Consider the following 13584-nt stretch of genomic DNA (forward strand, 5'->3'; position numbering starts at 1 on the left):
GCGGCGCCGCGGCGGTTCCGGGACGCGAGGATCGAGCGGCAAGGCCCCGACAGCCGCCGCGGGCGCGCGAAAGGTGGCACCCCGCGGTTTTGAAGGCGCCATGGCGGCGCGGCGGCACAGGGCCGAAGGATCCTCTCGCCCTCAAAGCCCGCCATGCGCGGGCCGCGGCCCCGGCGTCCGATGGCACGCAGCGGCAATTCCCCATCCCGGATTTTCCGGTTATTTCAAGCCATGGACATCGTTCTCGTCACCACGATCATCGCGTCGCTGTTCCTCGTCATCGGCATGGCGGAGCCGCTGGCCGCGCGGCTGCGCCTGCCTTACAGCGTGATCCTCGCCGTGCTCGGCGTGCTGATCGGGGCCGGCGCGACCTTTTTCCTGCGCACCGAACTCACCGATGCGTTGAACCCGGTGGCCGAGGCGATCCTCGGCCTGCCGATCCGGTCGAATGTCTTTCTCTACGTCTTCCTGCCCACGCTGCTCTTCCAGGCCACGCTGGGGATGAACCTGCGCCGGATGCTGGACGACTGGGTGCCCATCCTCGTGCTTGCCGTGGTCGCGGTGGTCGTGGCGACGCTGAGCGTGGGGTACGCGCTGTCGTGGACGAGCACGCTGCCGCTCGCGGCGTGCCTGCTGATCGGGGCGATCGTGTCCACGACGGATCCTTCCGCGGTGGTGTCGATCTTCCGCTCGATCTCGGCGCCGCGGCGGCTCGCGCGGATCATCGAGGGGGAAAGCCTGCTCAACGACGCCGCCGCGATCGCTCTCTTCGGCCTGTTCATGGGCTTCGTGATGCTGGGCGTGCCCGATCCCAGCCTGCGCGACGCGCTCGCCCGATTTCCGATGCTGATCCTGGGCGGCGTGCTGACGGGCTGGCTGGCGGCGCGCGTCGCGGGGTGGGTGATGGCGCTCTTCAGCCGCCATGAACTCGCGCAGATCTCGATCTCCGTCTCGCTGCCCTATCTCGCCTATATCGGCGCGGAACAGAGCATCGGCGCCTCGGGCGTCATCGCGGTCGTCGCGGCGGGGCTGACGCTGAACCTGGCCGGGCCGGGCCGCCTGCCGCCGCAGGCGTGGGCGAACCTGCGCGAGGTCTGGGACCTGCTCGCGCACTGGGCGGGGGCGCTGATCTTCATTCTCGCCGCGCTGCTGATCCCGCGCCTGCTGGAAGAGGTCCGCGTCGAGGACTTCGTCCTGATCGGGGTGGTGATCCTTGCCGCCATCGCGGCGCGGGCGGTCATCCTTTTCGTGCTGCTGCCGGCGCTCACCCTGCTGCGCCTTTCGCCGCAGGTCGAGCGTCCTTACCGGGCCGCGATCCTCTGGGGCGGCTTGCGAGGCGCGGTGACACTGGCCCTCGCCCTCGCCGTGACCGAAAGCTTCCGCGTCCCGGTGGAGGTGAAGCGTGTGGTGGGCATCCTCGCCACGGGCTTCACGCTCTTCACGCTGATCGTGCAGGGCACCACGCTGCGCGCCGTGATCGCCCGGCTCGGCCTCGATCGCCTGTCGCCCATCGACGAGGCGCTGTCGCGGCAGGTCGTGGCCGTCGCGCTTCAGACCGTCCGCGAGGACGTGGCGCGCACCACCGACAATTACGACCTCACCCGCAAGATCGTGCGCTCGGAGGCCAAGCGATTCGGCGACAGGCTGGACCAGGCGGTGAAGATGGCGGAGGCCAGCGCCGACATCCTCGACCGCGACCGCATCACGCTGGGACTGATCGCGCTGGCCGGGTTCGAACGCGACACGATCCTCGCGCGGGTGCGCGAGCGCACGATCTCCGCCCGCATGGCCGACCAGCTTCTGTCGGATGCGGAAAGGCTGATCGAGAACGCCCGCTCGGGCGGGCGCAGCGGCTATCAGCGCGCGGCGCGCCGCAGCATCGCCTACGGGCGCGCGTTCCGCGCGGCGGTGGTGCTCAACAGCCGGCTGGACGTGTCCTGGCCCTTGGCCCGCATGACGGCCGACCGGTTCGAGGCGCTGCTGGCGCAGCGCCTCATCCTGCGCGACCTCGGGGCCTTCATCGACGGCCGCATCCGGCGCATCCACGGACGGCGGGTCGCGGAACTGCTGCACGAGTTGCTGTCGCGGCGGATCGAGGCCGTGGAGACGGCGCTGGAAGGGCTGCGCCTGCAATACCCCGGCTATGCCGAAAAGCTGGAACGGCGTTTCATCCGGCGCACCGCGCTTCGCCTCGAGGAACGGGAATACACCGCCATGCGCGAGGACGGGCTGATCGGCGCCGAGGTCTTCACCGCGCTGATGCAGGGGCTCACGCTGCGGCGCACGGCGGCGGAGGAACGACCGCGCCTCGACATCGCGTTGCAGCGCTCGGAGCTTTTCAGGCAGTTTCCGCTTTTCGCCGATCTCGACGACGCGGGCCTGCGCCGGCTCGGGCGCGCGCTGAAGACGCGCTACGTGAATGCGGGCGAGACGATCATCCACAAGGACAGCGCCGCCAAGAGCGTGTTCTTCATCGCGTCGGGCGCCGTGGAACTCGAAAGCGCGGGCCAGACCTGGCGGCTGGGCCGGGGCGAGATGTTCGGGCAGATGGCGATCCTGATGAACAAGGCGCGCCGTGCCGAGGTGCGGGCCATCGCACCGTCGACGCTTCTGGTCCTCGACGAGGAACGCTTCCGGCGCCTGCTGTCCCGCAGCACCGCCTTGCAGGACGCGGTGCGGGCAAGCGCGGAAAAGCGCGGGATCGCGCCCGACGCACTTTTCTCGGAACATTCGCGGTCGCGGGCGACCTGACGGACTTTCGCCGCGGCCTCTGGTGGTGGCGTTCCTGACGCTTGCCTTCCCGATCACCCGGAGCCCGCCGGATCGCGTCCCGTTCTCACCCGATCCGGCGACGTGTCGACAGCCCGTCACGGATCGCCTATCCGGAGGGCATGGGCAGTTTCGAACGCTACCTCTCTCTCTGGATCGCGCTGGCGATGGTCGCCGGGATCGCCATCGGCAGCACGGTCCCGGCGCTGGTCGAGGCCATCGCGGCGGCCGAGCTGGCCCGCGTGAACCTGGTCGTCGCCGTGCTGATCTGGGCGATGGTCTATCCGATGATGGTCGGCGTCGATCCGGGCAGCCTGAAGGACGTGCTGAAGCAGCCGCGGGGCCTTGCCATCACGCTTGCCGTCAACTGGCTGGTCAAGCCCTTCACGATGGCCGCGCTGGCGGTGCTGTTCTTCGAGGTCGTGTTCGCGGACCTGATCGCGCCCGCGGACGCGGAGCAATACATCGCCGGGCTGATCCTCCTCGGCGCCGCGCCCTGCACGGCGATGGTCTTCGTCTGGTCGCAGCTCACGCGGGGCGACGAAGGCTACACGCTTCTTCAGGTGAGCGTGAACGACATCGTGATGGTCTTCGCCTTCGCGCCGATCGTCGCCGTGCTGCTGGGTGTCACCGACATCGAGGTGCCGTGGGAGACGCTGGTGCTGTCGGTGATCCTGTTCGTCGCATTGCCGCTCGCGGCGGGCATCTGGACGCGCGCGCGCCTGGGCAGCGCCGCGCGGATCGAGGCGTTCCGCGACCGCATCAAGCCCTGGTCCATCCTGGGCCTGATCATGACGGTGGTGATCCTTTTCGGGCTGCAGGGCCAGGTGATCCTCGACCGCCCGCAGGTCATCGCGCTGATCGCGACACCGATCCTGATCCAGTCCTACGGCATCTTCGCGCTGGCCTATGCCGCCGCCTGGGCGCTGCGCGTGCCACACCGGATCGCGGCGCCCTGCGCGTTGATCGGCACATCGAACTTCTTCGAGCTGGCCGTCGCCGTGGCGATCAGCCTTTTCGGCCTGAACTCCGGCGCGGCGCTGGCCACGGTGGTCGGCGTGCTGGTCGAGGTGCCGGTGATGCTGTCGCTCGTCGCCTTCGCCAACCGCACGCGCGCCCGCTTCGCCTGAGCCACGTCGAAAAAGAACTCGACAAAACCGGAATCGTGGTTATATTTGCCGCCATGACCACGACAAGCCCCACCGCCCGCGCGCTCGCCGCCCTTGGCCACGATGCCCGGCTCTCCATCTTCCGCCTGCTCGTGAAAGCGGGGGACGAAGGGCTGCGCGTCGGCGATATCGGCGCGCATCTCGGGCTCGCGCCCTCGACGCTCGCACATCATCTTTCGACGCTGGTCGATGCCGGGCTCGTGGTGCAGGAAAAACGCGGCCGCGAAGTCTTCAACCGGGTCGACTACCCGGCGATGCACGAGGTGCTGGCGTTTCTCACCTCGGAATGCTGTGCCGGCGTGACCATGCAGCCCGCGGAGGGCGCGGCATGACACGCCCACACGGTTTTTTGTCGTCGAAAACAACCAATATCCCGGAGAAATGGACATGACCGACACGACCCTTCCCGCACCGGGGCTGCGCTCCGCGATCGGAACGATCTGGCGCGCGCAGCGTGTCTGGCTGGCCTCGGCCCTGATCCTCACGGTGCTGGCCATCCTCGACCCCGGGCAGGCAGCCGACAGCGCGGCCTTCGCGGGCGGGGCGCTTCTGCGCACGGCGCCCTATCTCGTCCTGTCCATCGCCATCGCCGCGTGGGCGGGCGCCACGGGCGCGGACAACCTGATCGCGCGCGCCTTCACGGGCGCGCCGCTTCTGATGATCGGGCTCGGCGCGCTGGCGGGGGGGATCTCTCCCTTCTGCTCCTGCGGGGTGATCCCGCTGATCGCTGCGCTCCTGGCGATGGGCGTGCCGCTTTCGGCGGTGATGGCCTTCTGGCTGGCCTCTCCGATCATGGACCCGTCGATGTTCGTGCTGACCGTGGGCGTGCTCGACCTCGACTTCGCGGTCGCCAAGACCGTGGCCGCGATCGGGCTCGGCGTCTTCGGCGGGATCGTCGTGCATCTTCTGGCGCGCGGCGGGGCGCTTTCGAACCCGCTGCGCGAGGGCGTGGGCGACGGCGGCTGCGGCGGCTCGAGCGTGCGCGCGCCGAAACCCGTGGCGTGGCGCTTCTGGGAGGAGCGCGAGCGCCGGGCGAAATTCGGCAAGACCGCGCTCAACACGACGCTGTTCCTCGCCAAGTGGCTGACGCTCGCCTTCCTTCTCGAAAGCCTGATGCTCGCCTGGATCCCCGCGGAGACGGTGACGGCGGCGCTTGGCGGAGACGGCTTCATGCCGATCGTGACGGCGACCTTCGTGGGCGTTCCGGCCTACCTGAACGGCTACGCCGCGCTTCCGCTGGTGGGCGGGCTGATCGAGCAGGGCATGGCGCCCGGCGCGGGCATGGCCTTTCTCGTGGCGGGGGGCGTGACCTCGATACCGGCGGCGATGGCGGTCTGGGCGCTGGCCCGGCCGCCCGTCTTCGCCCTCTACATCGCGCTTTCGCTCACCGGCGCCTTCGCCTCGGGCGTCCTGTTCCAGCTCTGGACGCTCGCATGAAACGGCTGACCGTCACGGTGGAAGAGCCCGCCTGCGCGCTTGTGCTCGCGCCGGTCGGGATCGCGACCCCCCACGACGCAGTGACGGCCCTCGACGTCACGGGGGGCCGTATCGAACGGGTGCTGGGCGAACCCGAACTGGGGCTTGGCGCGGCGCTTCTCCGGCCTGCCGGCGGTCCGCTCGTTCTGGACTACGCGGTGGCGCCCGCGCCGGCCGGGCAACCTTACCCCGAGGCCGCGTTCCGCCCGCGCGCCAACCGTTTCACCGCCGCGGCGGCGGAGCTTGCCGACGCCAGCCGCGGGATCGCCGCGCGGGCGGGCGGCGGCCACGTCGGCATCGCGGCGCTGGTCGCGGAGGCCGAGGCGCGCTTCGACTACGCGCATCCCGAGACCCGCTTCAACGACGGCACGGACGCCGTGCCCTACCTGTCCTGCGGGACGACGCCCGGCTCCTGCGTGGACATCAACACCTATCTCGTCGCGAGCCTGCGCGCGGCCGGCTACGAGGCCGCCTATGTCTACGGCCACTTCTTCCCGGCCGATCGCGGCGGCGTCACCCATGACATGCATTGCTGGGTCGTCACGCGCCATGACGGGGAGGTCCTGGAATGGGACATCGCGCATCACATGAAGGCCGGGCTTGGACCCACGCGGGCCGCGCTCGATCCCCGGCCCGGCCGCCGCGTGGCGCTTGGACATTCCATGGGCCAGAGCTACGACGACCCCCGGATCCCGCCCATGCTGAAACTGCTGTCCGAGCCGCTGGCCCTGCACGACGGCGCCGTGCGGCGCTTGTCGCTCTCCGTGCGGCTGGCCGATGCCCGGGCGCCGGGCGGGGCGCCGGCGGAAGGGCCTCTTGCCGGCGTCAGATGATGGCGTGCCGCATCCGGGCGGAGACCCATTCGCTGACCACCACGGTGCCGAGGATCAGGATCAGGATGACCGAGACCTGGCTCCAGGCGAGCGTGTTGAGCGAGGCCTGAAGCTTCAGCCCGATGCCGCCCGCGCCCACCAGCCCCAGGATCGTGCTTTCGCGGATGTTGATGTCCCAGCGAAAGACCGAGATCCCCCAGAAGGCGGGCATGATCTGCGGCACGATGCCGTAGTTGAGGACCTGCGCGCCGCTCGCGCCGGTGGCCTCGATCGCCTCGATCTGGCGGGCGTCGGTCTCCTCGATGGCCTCGTAGAGCAGCTTGCCGATGAAGCCGATGGAGCGCAGCGCGATGGCGACGATGCCGGCCAGCAGCCCGGGCCCGATGATCGCCACGAGCAGCAGCGCCCAGATCAGCGAGTTGATCGAGCGCGACGCCACGATGACGAATAGCGCGAGGGGCCGCAGGATCGTCGCGGAGGGCGTCGTGTTGCGGGCCGCGAGGAAGGCGATCGGCACCGCCATGACGACCCCGCCGATGGTGCCCAGCGTGGCGATGTTGATCGTGTCCCAGAGCGGCAGCCAGAGCTCCGACATGTAGGACCACCTGGGCGGCACCATGCGGCCCCCGATATCGGCGGCCTGGCGCGGCGCATCCGCGACGAAGAACCAGATCGTGTCCTTCGTCATCAGTTGCCAGCACCACACGAAGAGCGCCACCAGCGCCAGCCAGCCCGCCCAGAGCAGCAGCCGCGCGCGCGGCGTGCGGAATCTCCAGACCTGGCTGTAATGGGTGATCTCGCTCATTGCAGGAACTTCCGCAGATAGCTCGAGCCGTATTCGGCGACCATGACGATACCGATGATGATGAGCAGGATCGCCCCGGCGCTGTCGTATTCGTAGCGGTCGATGGCGGTGTTGAGCGTGGCGCCGATACCCCCGGCACCGACGATCCCGATCACCGCGCTTTCGCGGAAATTGATGTCGAGGCGGTAGAGCGACAGGCCGATCAGCCGCGGCATCACCTGCGGCTGGATCGCGTAGTTGACCAGCTGAAACCAAGAGGCGCCGGTGGAGCGGATGGCTTCGGCCTGCGCCTCGTCGATTTCCTCGATATCGTCTGCCAGCAGCTTGGCGATGAAGCCGATGGTGGCGAAGCTCAGCGTCAGGAACCCGGCGAAGGGGCCGAAACCGAACATCGCGACGAGGAAGATCGCGATGATCACCTCCTGCAGCGCGCGGCTCACCGCGATGATCGCGCGACAAACGTAGTAGACCGCCGCCGGGGCGAGGTTGCGCGCGGCGCCGATGCCGATCGGCACGGAGATCGCCACGCCGACGACGGTGGACGTCAGCGTCATCGTCAGGCTTTCCACCAGCCCGCGCGAGATGTCGCCCCAGCGGCTGGCGAAATCGGGCTGCAGGAAGCCCATGACGAAGCGCTGCCCGCGTTCCAGACCGACGGCCACGCGTTCCCAGTTGACCTCGACGGTGCCGATGGCGAGGACCAGGTAGGCGACGATGCCGACCTGCAGCGCGATCCGCCAGCGCCGGTCCTTCACGATCTGCGGCGGACGGCGCCAGGTGGCGGGATAGGGCGCGCTCATTGCGCGAGCGCCTCCAGCCGCGCCTTCGCCTCCGCCTCCGCCTCGGCCTGTTCCTCGTCGCCCTGCCGCATCGCGTTCCAGTCTTCCTCGCCGTAGATCCTGGTCAGCGCGCTCTCGGTCAGCTCCGCGGGCGGTCCGTCGAACACCACGCGGCCCGCGCGCAGCCCCACGATCCGCTGCATGAACTGCTGCGCAAGGGGCACGTCGTGGATGTTGACGATGGCCGGCAGGTCGCGTTCGGCGCAGATCTCTGTGAGCAGGCGCATGATCTGGCGGCTGGTCTTGGGGTCGAGGCTGGCGGTTGGCTCGTCCACCAGCAGAAGCTCGGGCTCCTGCGCGAGCGCACGGGCGATGCCGACGCGCTGGCGCTGCCCGCCCGACAGGGCGTCCGCGCGCTTGTCGGCCTGTTCCATCAGCCCGACGCGGTCGAGCAGGCGATAGGCGCGCCGGATGTCGTCGGGCGGATACTTCCGCAGGAAGCTGCGCCAGAACGGCACATAGCCAAGGCGCCCCGACAGGACGTTCTCCATCACGGTCAGCCGCTCCACGAGGGCGTATTCCTGGAAGATCATGCCGATCCTGCGGCGCTGGCGGCGCAGATCGGCCTTGCCCAGCCGGGCCAGATCGACGTCGCCCAGCATGACCTTGCCGGCACTGGGCTCCACCAGGCGGTTGATGCAGCGGATCAGCGTGGACTTGCCGGCCCCGGACGGCCCGATCAGCCCCATGATCTGCCCTTGCGGCACGCGCAGCGTCACGTCGGCGAGCGCGGCGTCGCCTGTCCTGTAGGTCTTGGAAAGCCCCTCGAGGTGCAGCATGTCGGTCCCGCGAAATGCAAGGCGCGGGCGACGCCGGGCCGCCCGCGCCGGAACAGGTCGATCAGATCAGTTGCACTCGTAGACGACGCCGTTGGCCTCGTCGATGGTGCGGATCACGGCCCAGTCGTCCTGGAAGGTGATCTCGATGAACTGGTCCTCGCCGTTGCGGCCGAACTCCTCGGCCAGCGCGGTGCCCTCCCAGTCGAAGCTGAAGAACGCCTCGCGGATCTTTTCCTGAAGCTCGGGGGCGAGGTTGTAGACCGTGCCGTAGCCCGTCGTCGGGAAGGTCTGCGACTGGTAGATGGTCACCAGCTGATCCTCGGAGACCACCTCGCGGTCGATCATCCGGCCCTTGACCGAGTTGGCGATCGAGGCGGCCATGTAGTCCTTGTTGGCGACGCCGAGGATCGAGTTGTCGTGCGCGCCGGAGAAGGCGGGCTCGAAATCCGCGCCGGCCTCCATGCCGAACTCCGCCTTGAGGATCGCGGAGGGCGCCTTGAAGCCCGAGTTCGAGGTTTCCGAGGTAAAGGCGAGCTGATTGCCGCGGATGTCTTCCACGCTCTCGATGCCCGAGCCCGGATAGGTGATGATCTCCATCTCGTAGCCGAAGGAACCGTCCTCGGCCGCCATCATCGCGAAGGGGCGGAAGCCGGCGCAGGCCACGGCGAGCGGATTCGACCCGGTGTTGAAGCCCGCCACATGCAGACGGCCGGCGCGCATCGCCTCGATCTGCGCGGCGTTGGACTGCACGGGGAAGAACTGGACCTGCTTGCCCGTCACCTCGGCCATGTGCTCGAGGAAGCCGGCCCACACCTCGGCATAGACGGCCGGATCCTCGACCGGCGTGTAGGCGAAGATCAGCGTGTCGGGGTCGATCCACTCCGACGGATCCTCGGGGATGTCGGCAATGAGATCACCGTCGTTGTCGACGTAGCGGTCGCCGAGCTTGAACTCGGCATGCGCGGGAAAGGCCAGCGCGAGCGCTGCGACGGCGGACAGTGTAGCGAAGGTTTTCATGAGTCTCCCCCATATCCTGCGGTTCGGGTGGGGCCTAACGCCCGTAGATGACAGGCGCATGACATCGCGCGCCATCGGGCGCCCGCGCCCGGCCTGACCTTGCGGCAGGGCCGGCCGTGCGCGCCTCCCCCCGGCGCAAGGGGCCGCCTGCCCGCCCCGACCTCCGGCGCTGCGGAGCCCGCGTGTCGCCGGGCGGGCGCCGATTGGCAGCCGCCGGGAGTTCGACTAGGTTCCGTTGCGGGCACACCCCGGCGAGGCCGTCCCGAACCCGGGGTCCGGGAGGCGAACGCTGGCGCGAAAGGCGGGGCACGTCATGGACGAGACAACGGACAGGGCCGCGGCCGGCCCCGGGACGGGCCGCGCGCGCGAGGTCTTCGTGGTGTTCCTGAAGCTGGGCCTGACCTCTTTCGGCGGGCCGATCGCGCATCTGGGCTATTTCCGGGACGAGCTGGTCACGCGGCGGCGCTGGCTTTCCGATCGGGATTATGCCGATCTCGTCGCGCTCTGCCAGTTCCTGCCGGGCCCGGCGTCGAGCCAGGTAGGCTTCGCGCTGGGACTGACGCGGGCCGGCTGGCCGGGGGCGCTCGCGGCCTTCACCGCCTTCACGCTGCCGTCGGCTCTGGCGCTTCTCGCCTTCGCGATGACGGCCGCGTCGATCTCCGGGCCCGTGGGCACCGGCGCGCTCGACGGGCTGAAGATCGTCGCCGTGGCCATCGTCGCGCAGGCCGTCTGGGGCATGGGCCGGACGCTCTGCCCGGATCGCGCGCGCGCGAGCATCGCGGTCGGCGCCGTCGCCGTGCTGGCCGTCGTGCCGGGCGCCCCGGGCATGGTGGGGGCGATCGCGCTCGGCGCGCTCGCCGGGCTGGCGCTGGGCGCGGGCGACGCGCAGCCGGCCGGTGGCCGTGTCGCCATGCCGGTGGGCCGGAGACAGGCCGGGCTTGCACTGGCGGCATTTGCCGGTCTTCTGCTCCTCCTGCCGCTGATCGCGGGCCAGTCCAAGGCGCTGGCCCTCATCGACGGCTTCTACCGCTCGGGCGCGCTGGTGTTCGGCGGCGGCCACGTCGTGCTGCCCCTCCTGCAGGCAGAGACCGTCGCGCCCGGCTGGGTCACCGCGGCCGCCTTTCTCGCCGGCTACGGCGCGGCGCAGGCGGTGCCCGGGCCGCTTTTCACCTTCGCCGCGTATCTCGGCGCGGTGCTTGGGCCGGAGCCGAACGGGATGGCCGGCGCGGCGATCGCGCTGGCGGCGATCTTCCTGCCGGGCTTCCTGATCCTCGTGGGCGTGCTGCCGTTCTGGGACCGGTTCCGGAAGATGGCGCGGGCGCAGGCGGCGATGCGCGGCGCGAACGCGGCCGTGGTGGGCATCCTCGGCGCGGCGCTCTACACGCCGGTCTTCACGGGCGCCGTGGGCGACATGCGCGACTTCGCGCTCGCGCTCGCCTGCCTCGTCGCCCTGATCGCGTGGAAGGCACCCCCCTGGGCGGTGGTGCTCTTCGCGGCGGGGGGCGGTGCCGGGCTGGCGCTCGCGGGCTGAGCGAACGCGGCGCCCCGGCGCCTCTGCGCGCCACGTGCACCGGGCAGCCTAGGTGGCGCACGATGCGCGCCGCGTGGGAACCCGGAAAGGTCATCCCTGAAAGCCGGCGAGGCGCGCGGCCACCTCCAGCACGTGCCGGTCGCGGTTTTCGTTGCGGATGTCGGCGGCGCGGAGGCCGCAGCGTGCGGGGCCCGCCATTCGGGAGCCGGCGTATCGGCTTTCGGTGGCCGGCTCACCGCGCCGTGTCCGCCCGGCTCGTCGCGTCCGCCGATGCGGGGACGGTGGATGCGGCTCCGTCGGTCAGCAGAACCCGTGCGGCGCGGAAGAGCACGGCCGGATCCCGGTCGGTGCGCACGACGGGCAGCGGCGGGCTCCGGCCCGTCAGCGCATGGACGGCGGCGCGGGCGCTGCGCACCGAATACTCGACCGTGAAGACGGTATCGAGCGGCTGCTCCACGAACTGTCCCATCAGCGCGAAGTTCTTCGCGCCGGGCGGGCATGTCGCGGGCCGGTCGCCCGAACGCCGCGGCATGAACTGGCTTGTGATGAACGGCATCCGGCAGGGCACGACCCGGGCGCCGTCGAACCAGCCCATCCGATCCGCGCCGAGGCGCAGCTGGCCGGCCAGTTCGGCGAGGATTTCGTCGCCCGTGGCCTCCCACATCGGCTTCGGGACGTAATCCCCGTTCCGGTCCCCGCGCAGTCCGTAGCCCCAGAACACCGTCGTGTCGGGTGGTTGCGCGCGAAAATGCGGCTGGCGGAAGAAGACGAAGGACATGAGCCATCCGCTGTCGCGGATCGTCACGAGCCCGCCCGTGCCGGTTGCGTTTCCTGTCAGTTCCTCGACGAAATCCCGGAACCCCGTCTCGCGCAGGGTGACGGTGAAGGAAGTCCAGGCGGTGCGGCGGTTGTCGGCGCAGAACGCCTCCGGGCGGCCGAACCCGTCATGGCGGGCCGCGAGCGACTTCCAGAGATCCCAGGACAGCGTCGGCGCGGGCTCCAGGGACGGCGCCCGGTCGTTCGAGCCGTATGTCGCGCCGTCCACCATGGAGCCGAGCGTGAGGTAGACGCGGTCCTGCGCTCCGAGCGTCAGCCGCCGGCCATCGGCGAGGTCGATGCGGTCCGCCCGGCGGCCGTCGGCGTCGCCCCGGATCGAGAGATCAGTGACCCGGGCCTCGCGCTCGAAGGCGACGCCGCGCTCTTCCAGCCACGCGACCAGCGGCGAGACCAGGCTGTCATATTGATTGTAGCGCGTCCTCAGAACCCCGGCGATGCGCGTGAGGCCCGGCAGGAGATGGATGAAGCGGCGCATGTAGCGGCGCATTTCGGCCAGCGCGTGCCAGGGCTGGAACGAGAACATGGTGGACCACATGATCCAGAAGTTGCTCTCGAAGAAGTCGCGGTCGAACCAAGACCCGATCGGGCGGCCCGCAAGGCGGCGTTCCGGAACGATCAGCAGGCGGTTGAGCGCGACGATGTCGCCCGCGCCGAGGCCGAGATGCGCCATGTCCGCCTTCTCTCCCACCGCGATCAGCCGGCATCTGGACGCGGCGCGCACCTCCTCGTTGAACGAGAGGATGTCCCGGCTCACGGAGATGTCGGGATCGTCGGCCGACGGGATATCGTCGAAAAGATCGAAGGTGTTCACGAAATTGCGCTCGAACATGCGCCCGCCCCGGGTCAGGTAGTCCTCCGCCACGCCGCCCGAGGCGTCGAGCGCGCCGCCCGGTTGCGGCTGGTCGTCGAAGATGCGGATGGAGGCGCCCGGAACCCCCGCGTCGCGGATCAGAAACGCCGCCGCGGCGAGCGAGGCGATCCCGCCGCCGATCATGTAGTGGGCCACCCGCCCGTCCCTGCCAGCCATGCTCCCGCCCGCGCCCGGTCCCGCCGCCCTCGCCGCGGCGGAAAGCCTCTTCCCCGGGCCCACATTCGCCGCCGTGGCGACCGGCTGTCATTGATCTTCGTCATCGGGGCGTCGTCCTTGACGAGCCCCCCTCTCGCGACCTTCGAGGCCCCGAGGAAGAGAACGCTCCGCCTCCGGCTGCTGGCATGCACAAACGCATGCTCCAGCACGCGCGGCCAGGCATCTACGGCGCGCTTTCCACCGTGCCGGCTCCTCCCCGTCTGCGGGCGCCGTGCCCCGGATGCGGCGAGGCGTCCGCGCAGTGTCTACTTCGTCAGGATGAGCTTGCCCGCCCTGGTGATCCGCAGCGTGTAGATCTGGCCGTCGAGGTCGATCTCCGCGGTCGATCCCCCCGCCATGAGGTCATGGGCGTCGTGGCGCGGCAGATCCGGCCGGGCGGACAGGCTTCCGGCGCAGGAGGCTTCTCCGGATCGACGGTCGCTTTCGACACTCCTTTCCATGG

General features: G+C 70.0%; 12 protein-coding genes. 6 read left to right on the plus strand and 6 right to left on the minus strand.

From position 1 onward, the window contains the following. Positions 1–231: 231 nt before the first annotated feature. The 5 genes from AB6A65_RS04355 to AB6A65_RS04375 all read left to right on the plus strand — a co-directional run bounded on the left by AB6A65_RS04355 (position 232) and on the right by AB6A65_RS04375 (position 6247). A complete protein-coding gene (locus tag AB6A65_RS04355; protein WP_371037134.1) occupies positions 232–2751 on the plus strand; it encodes a cation:proton antiporter in 2520 nt (839 codons plus the stop codon). A gap of 140 nt (positions 2752–2891) precedes the next feature. Then, positions 2892–3899, plus strand: coding sequence for an ACR3 family arsenite efflux transporter (gene arsB / locus AB6A65_RS04360; protein ID WP_371037135.1), 1008 nt, complete (start codon positions 2892–2894; stop codon positions 3897–3899). Positions 3900–3952: 53 nt separating this feature from the next. Further along, on the plus strand, positions 3953–4270 hold the full coding sequence (locus tag AB6A65_RS04365) for an ArsR/SmtB family transcription factor (RefSeq protein ID WP_371037136.1): 318 nt from the start codon (positions 3953–3955) through the stop codon (positions 4268–4270). 55 nt (positions 4271–4325) lie between these two features. Continuing rightward, the gene (locus AB6A65_RS04370; protein WP_371037137.1) at positions 4326–5375 is read left to right on the plus strand and encodes a permease; all 1050 of its coding nucleotides are present in this window, start codon (positions 4326–4328) and stop codon (positions 5373–5375) included. Continuing rightward, a complete protein-coding gene (locus AB6A65_RS04375) occupies positions 5372–6247 on the plus strand; it encodes a transglutaminase-like domain-containing protein (protein WP_371037138.1) in 876 nt (291 codons plus the stop codon). The genes AB6A65_RS04370 and AB6A65_RS04375 overlap by 4 nt, the downstream gene beginning before the upstream one ends. On the opposite strand, the gene phnE (AB6A65_RS04380) is transcribed toward AB6A65_RS04375, so the two are convergent. The 4 genes from phnE (AB6A65_RS04380) to phnD form a co-directional block, all read right to left on the minus strand. Further along, a complete protein-coding gene (gene phnE, locus AB6A65_RS04380) occupies positions 6240–7052 on the minus strand; it encodes a phosphonate ABC transporter, permease protein PhnE (RefSeq protein ID WP_371037139.1) in 813 nt (270 codons plus the stop codon). The genes AB6A65_RS04375 and phnE (AB6A65_RS04380) overlap by 8 nt on opposite strands. Next, the gene (gene phnE / locus AB6A65_RS04385; protein WP_371037140.1) at positions 7049–7852 is read right to left on the minus strand and encodes a phosphonate ABC transporter, permease protein PhnE; all 804 of its coding nucleotides are present in this window, start codon (positions 7850–7852) and stop codon (positions 7049–7051) included. Before phnE (AB6A65_RS04385) ends, phnE (AB6A65_RS04380) begins: the two co-directional genes overlap by 4 nt. Next, positions 7849–8670, minus strand: a complete 822-nt coding sequence (gene phnC, locus AB6A65_RS04390; RefSeq protein WP_371037141.1) for a phosphonate ABC transporter ATP-binding protein — start codon at positions 8668–8670, stop codon at positions 7849–7851. The genes phnE (AB6A65_RS04385) and phnC overlap by 4 nt, the downstream gene beginning before the upstream one ends. Positions 8671–8736: 66 nt before the next feature. After that, the gene (phnD, locus tag AB6A65_RS04395; RefSeq protein ID WP_371037142.1) at positions 8737–9687 is read right to left on the minus strand and encodes a phosphate/phosphite/phosphonate ABC transporter substrate-binding protein; all 951 of its coding nucleotides are present in this window, start codon (positions 9685–9687) and stop codon (positions 8737–8739) included. Between the two features lie 313 nt (positions 9688–10000). Between phnD and chrA the strand changes: the two genes are divergently transcribed. Beyond that, positions 10001–11218 carry a chromate efflux transporter gene (chrA, locus tag AB6A65_RS04400; protein WP_371037143.1) on the plus strand — a complete coding sequence of 406 codons (1218 nt, stop codon included), beginning with the start codon at positions 10001–10003 and terminating at the stop codon, positions 11216–11218. Positions 11219–11450: 232 nt separating this feature from the next. Here the strand turns inward: chrA and AB6A65_RS04405 are convergent, their stop codons facing one another. After that, a complete protein-coding gene (locus AB6A65_RS04405; protein ID WP_371037144.1) occupies positions 11451–13082 on the minus strand; it encodes an oleate hydratase in 1632 nt (543 codons plus the stop codon). Positions 13083–13387: 305 nt separating this feature from the next. Beyond that, positions 13388–13582 carry a hemin uptake protein HemP gene (gene hemP, locus AB6A65_RS04410; protein ID WP_371037145.1) on the minus strand — a complete coding sequence of 65 codons (195 nt, stop codon included), beginning with the start codon at positions 13580–13582 and terminating at the stop codon, positions 13388–13390. Positions 13583–13584: the final 2 nt, after the last annotated feature.

The sequence above is a fragment of the Rhodosalinus sp. FB01 genome, assembly GCF_041365715.1.
Taxonomy (GTDB): domain Bacteria; phylum Pseudomonadota; class Alphaproteobacteria; order Rhodobacterales; family Rhodobacteraceae; genus Rhodosalinus.

Coding starts and splice junctions, on each gene's coding strand:
- chrA (WP_371037143.1), top strand. CDS start 10,001: ATGGACGAGACAACGGACAGGGCCGCGGCCGGCCCCGGGACGGGCCGC.
- phnC (WP_371037141.1), bottom strand. CDS start 8,670: ATGCTGCACCTCGAGGGGCTTTCCAAGACCTACAGGACAGGCGACGCC.
- AB6A65_RS04365 (WP_371037136.1), top strand. CDS start 3,953: ATGACCACGACAAGCCCCACCGCCCGCGCGCTCGCCGCCCTTGGCCAC.
- AB6A65_RS04405 (WP_371037144.1), bottom strand. CDS start 13,082: ATGGCTGGCAGGGACGGGCGGGTGGCCCACTACATGATCGGCGGCGGG.
- phnE (WP_371037140.1), bottom strand. CDS start 7,852: ATGAGCGCGCCCTATCCCGCCACCTGGCGCCGTCCGCCGCAGATCGTG.
- phnE (WP_371037139.1), bottom strand. CDS start 7,052: ATGAGCGAGATCACCCATTACAGCCAGGTCTGGAGATTCCGCACGCCG.
- AB6A65_RS04355 (WP_371037134.1), top strand. CDS start 232: ATGGACATCGTTCTCGTCACCACGATCATCGCGTCGCTGTTCCTCGTC.
- phnD (WP_371037142.1), bottom strand. CDS start 9,687: ATGAAAACCTTCGCTACACTGTCCGCCGTCGCAGCGCTCGCGCTGGCC.
- arsB (WP_371037135.1), top strand. CDS start 2,892: ATGGGCAGTTTCGAACGCTACCTCTCTCTCTGGATCGCGCTGGCGATG.
- AB6A65_RS04370 (WP_371037137.1), top strand. CDS start 4,326: ATGACCGACACGACCCTTCCCGCACCGGGGCTGCGCTCCGCGATCGGA.
- hemP (WP_371037145.1), bottom strand. CDS start 13,582: ATGGAAAGGAGTGTCGAAAGCGACCGTCGATCCGGAGAAGCCTCCTGC.
- AB6A65_RS04375 (WP_371037138.1), top strand. CDS start 5,372: ATGAAACGGCTGACCGTCACGGTGGAAGAGCCCGCCTGCGCGCTTGTG.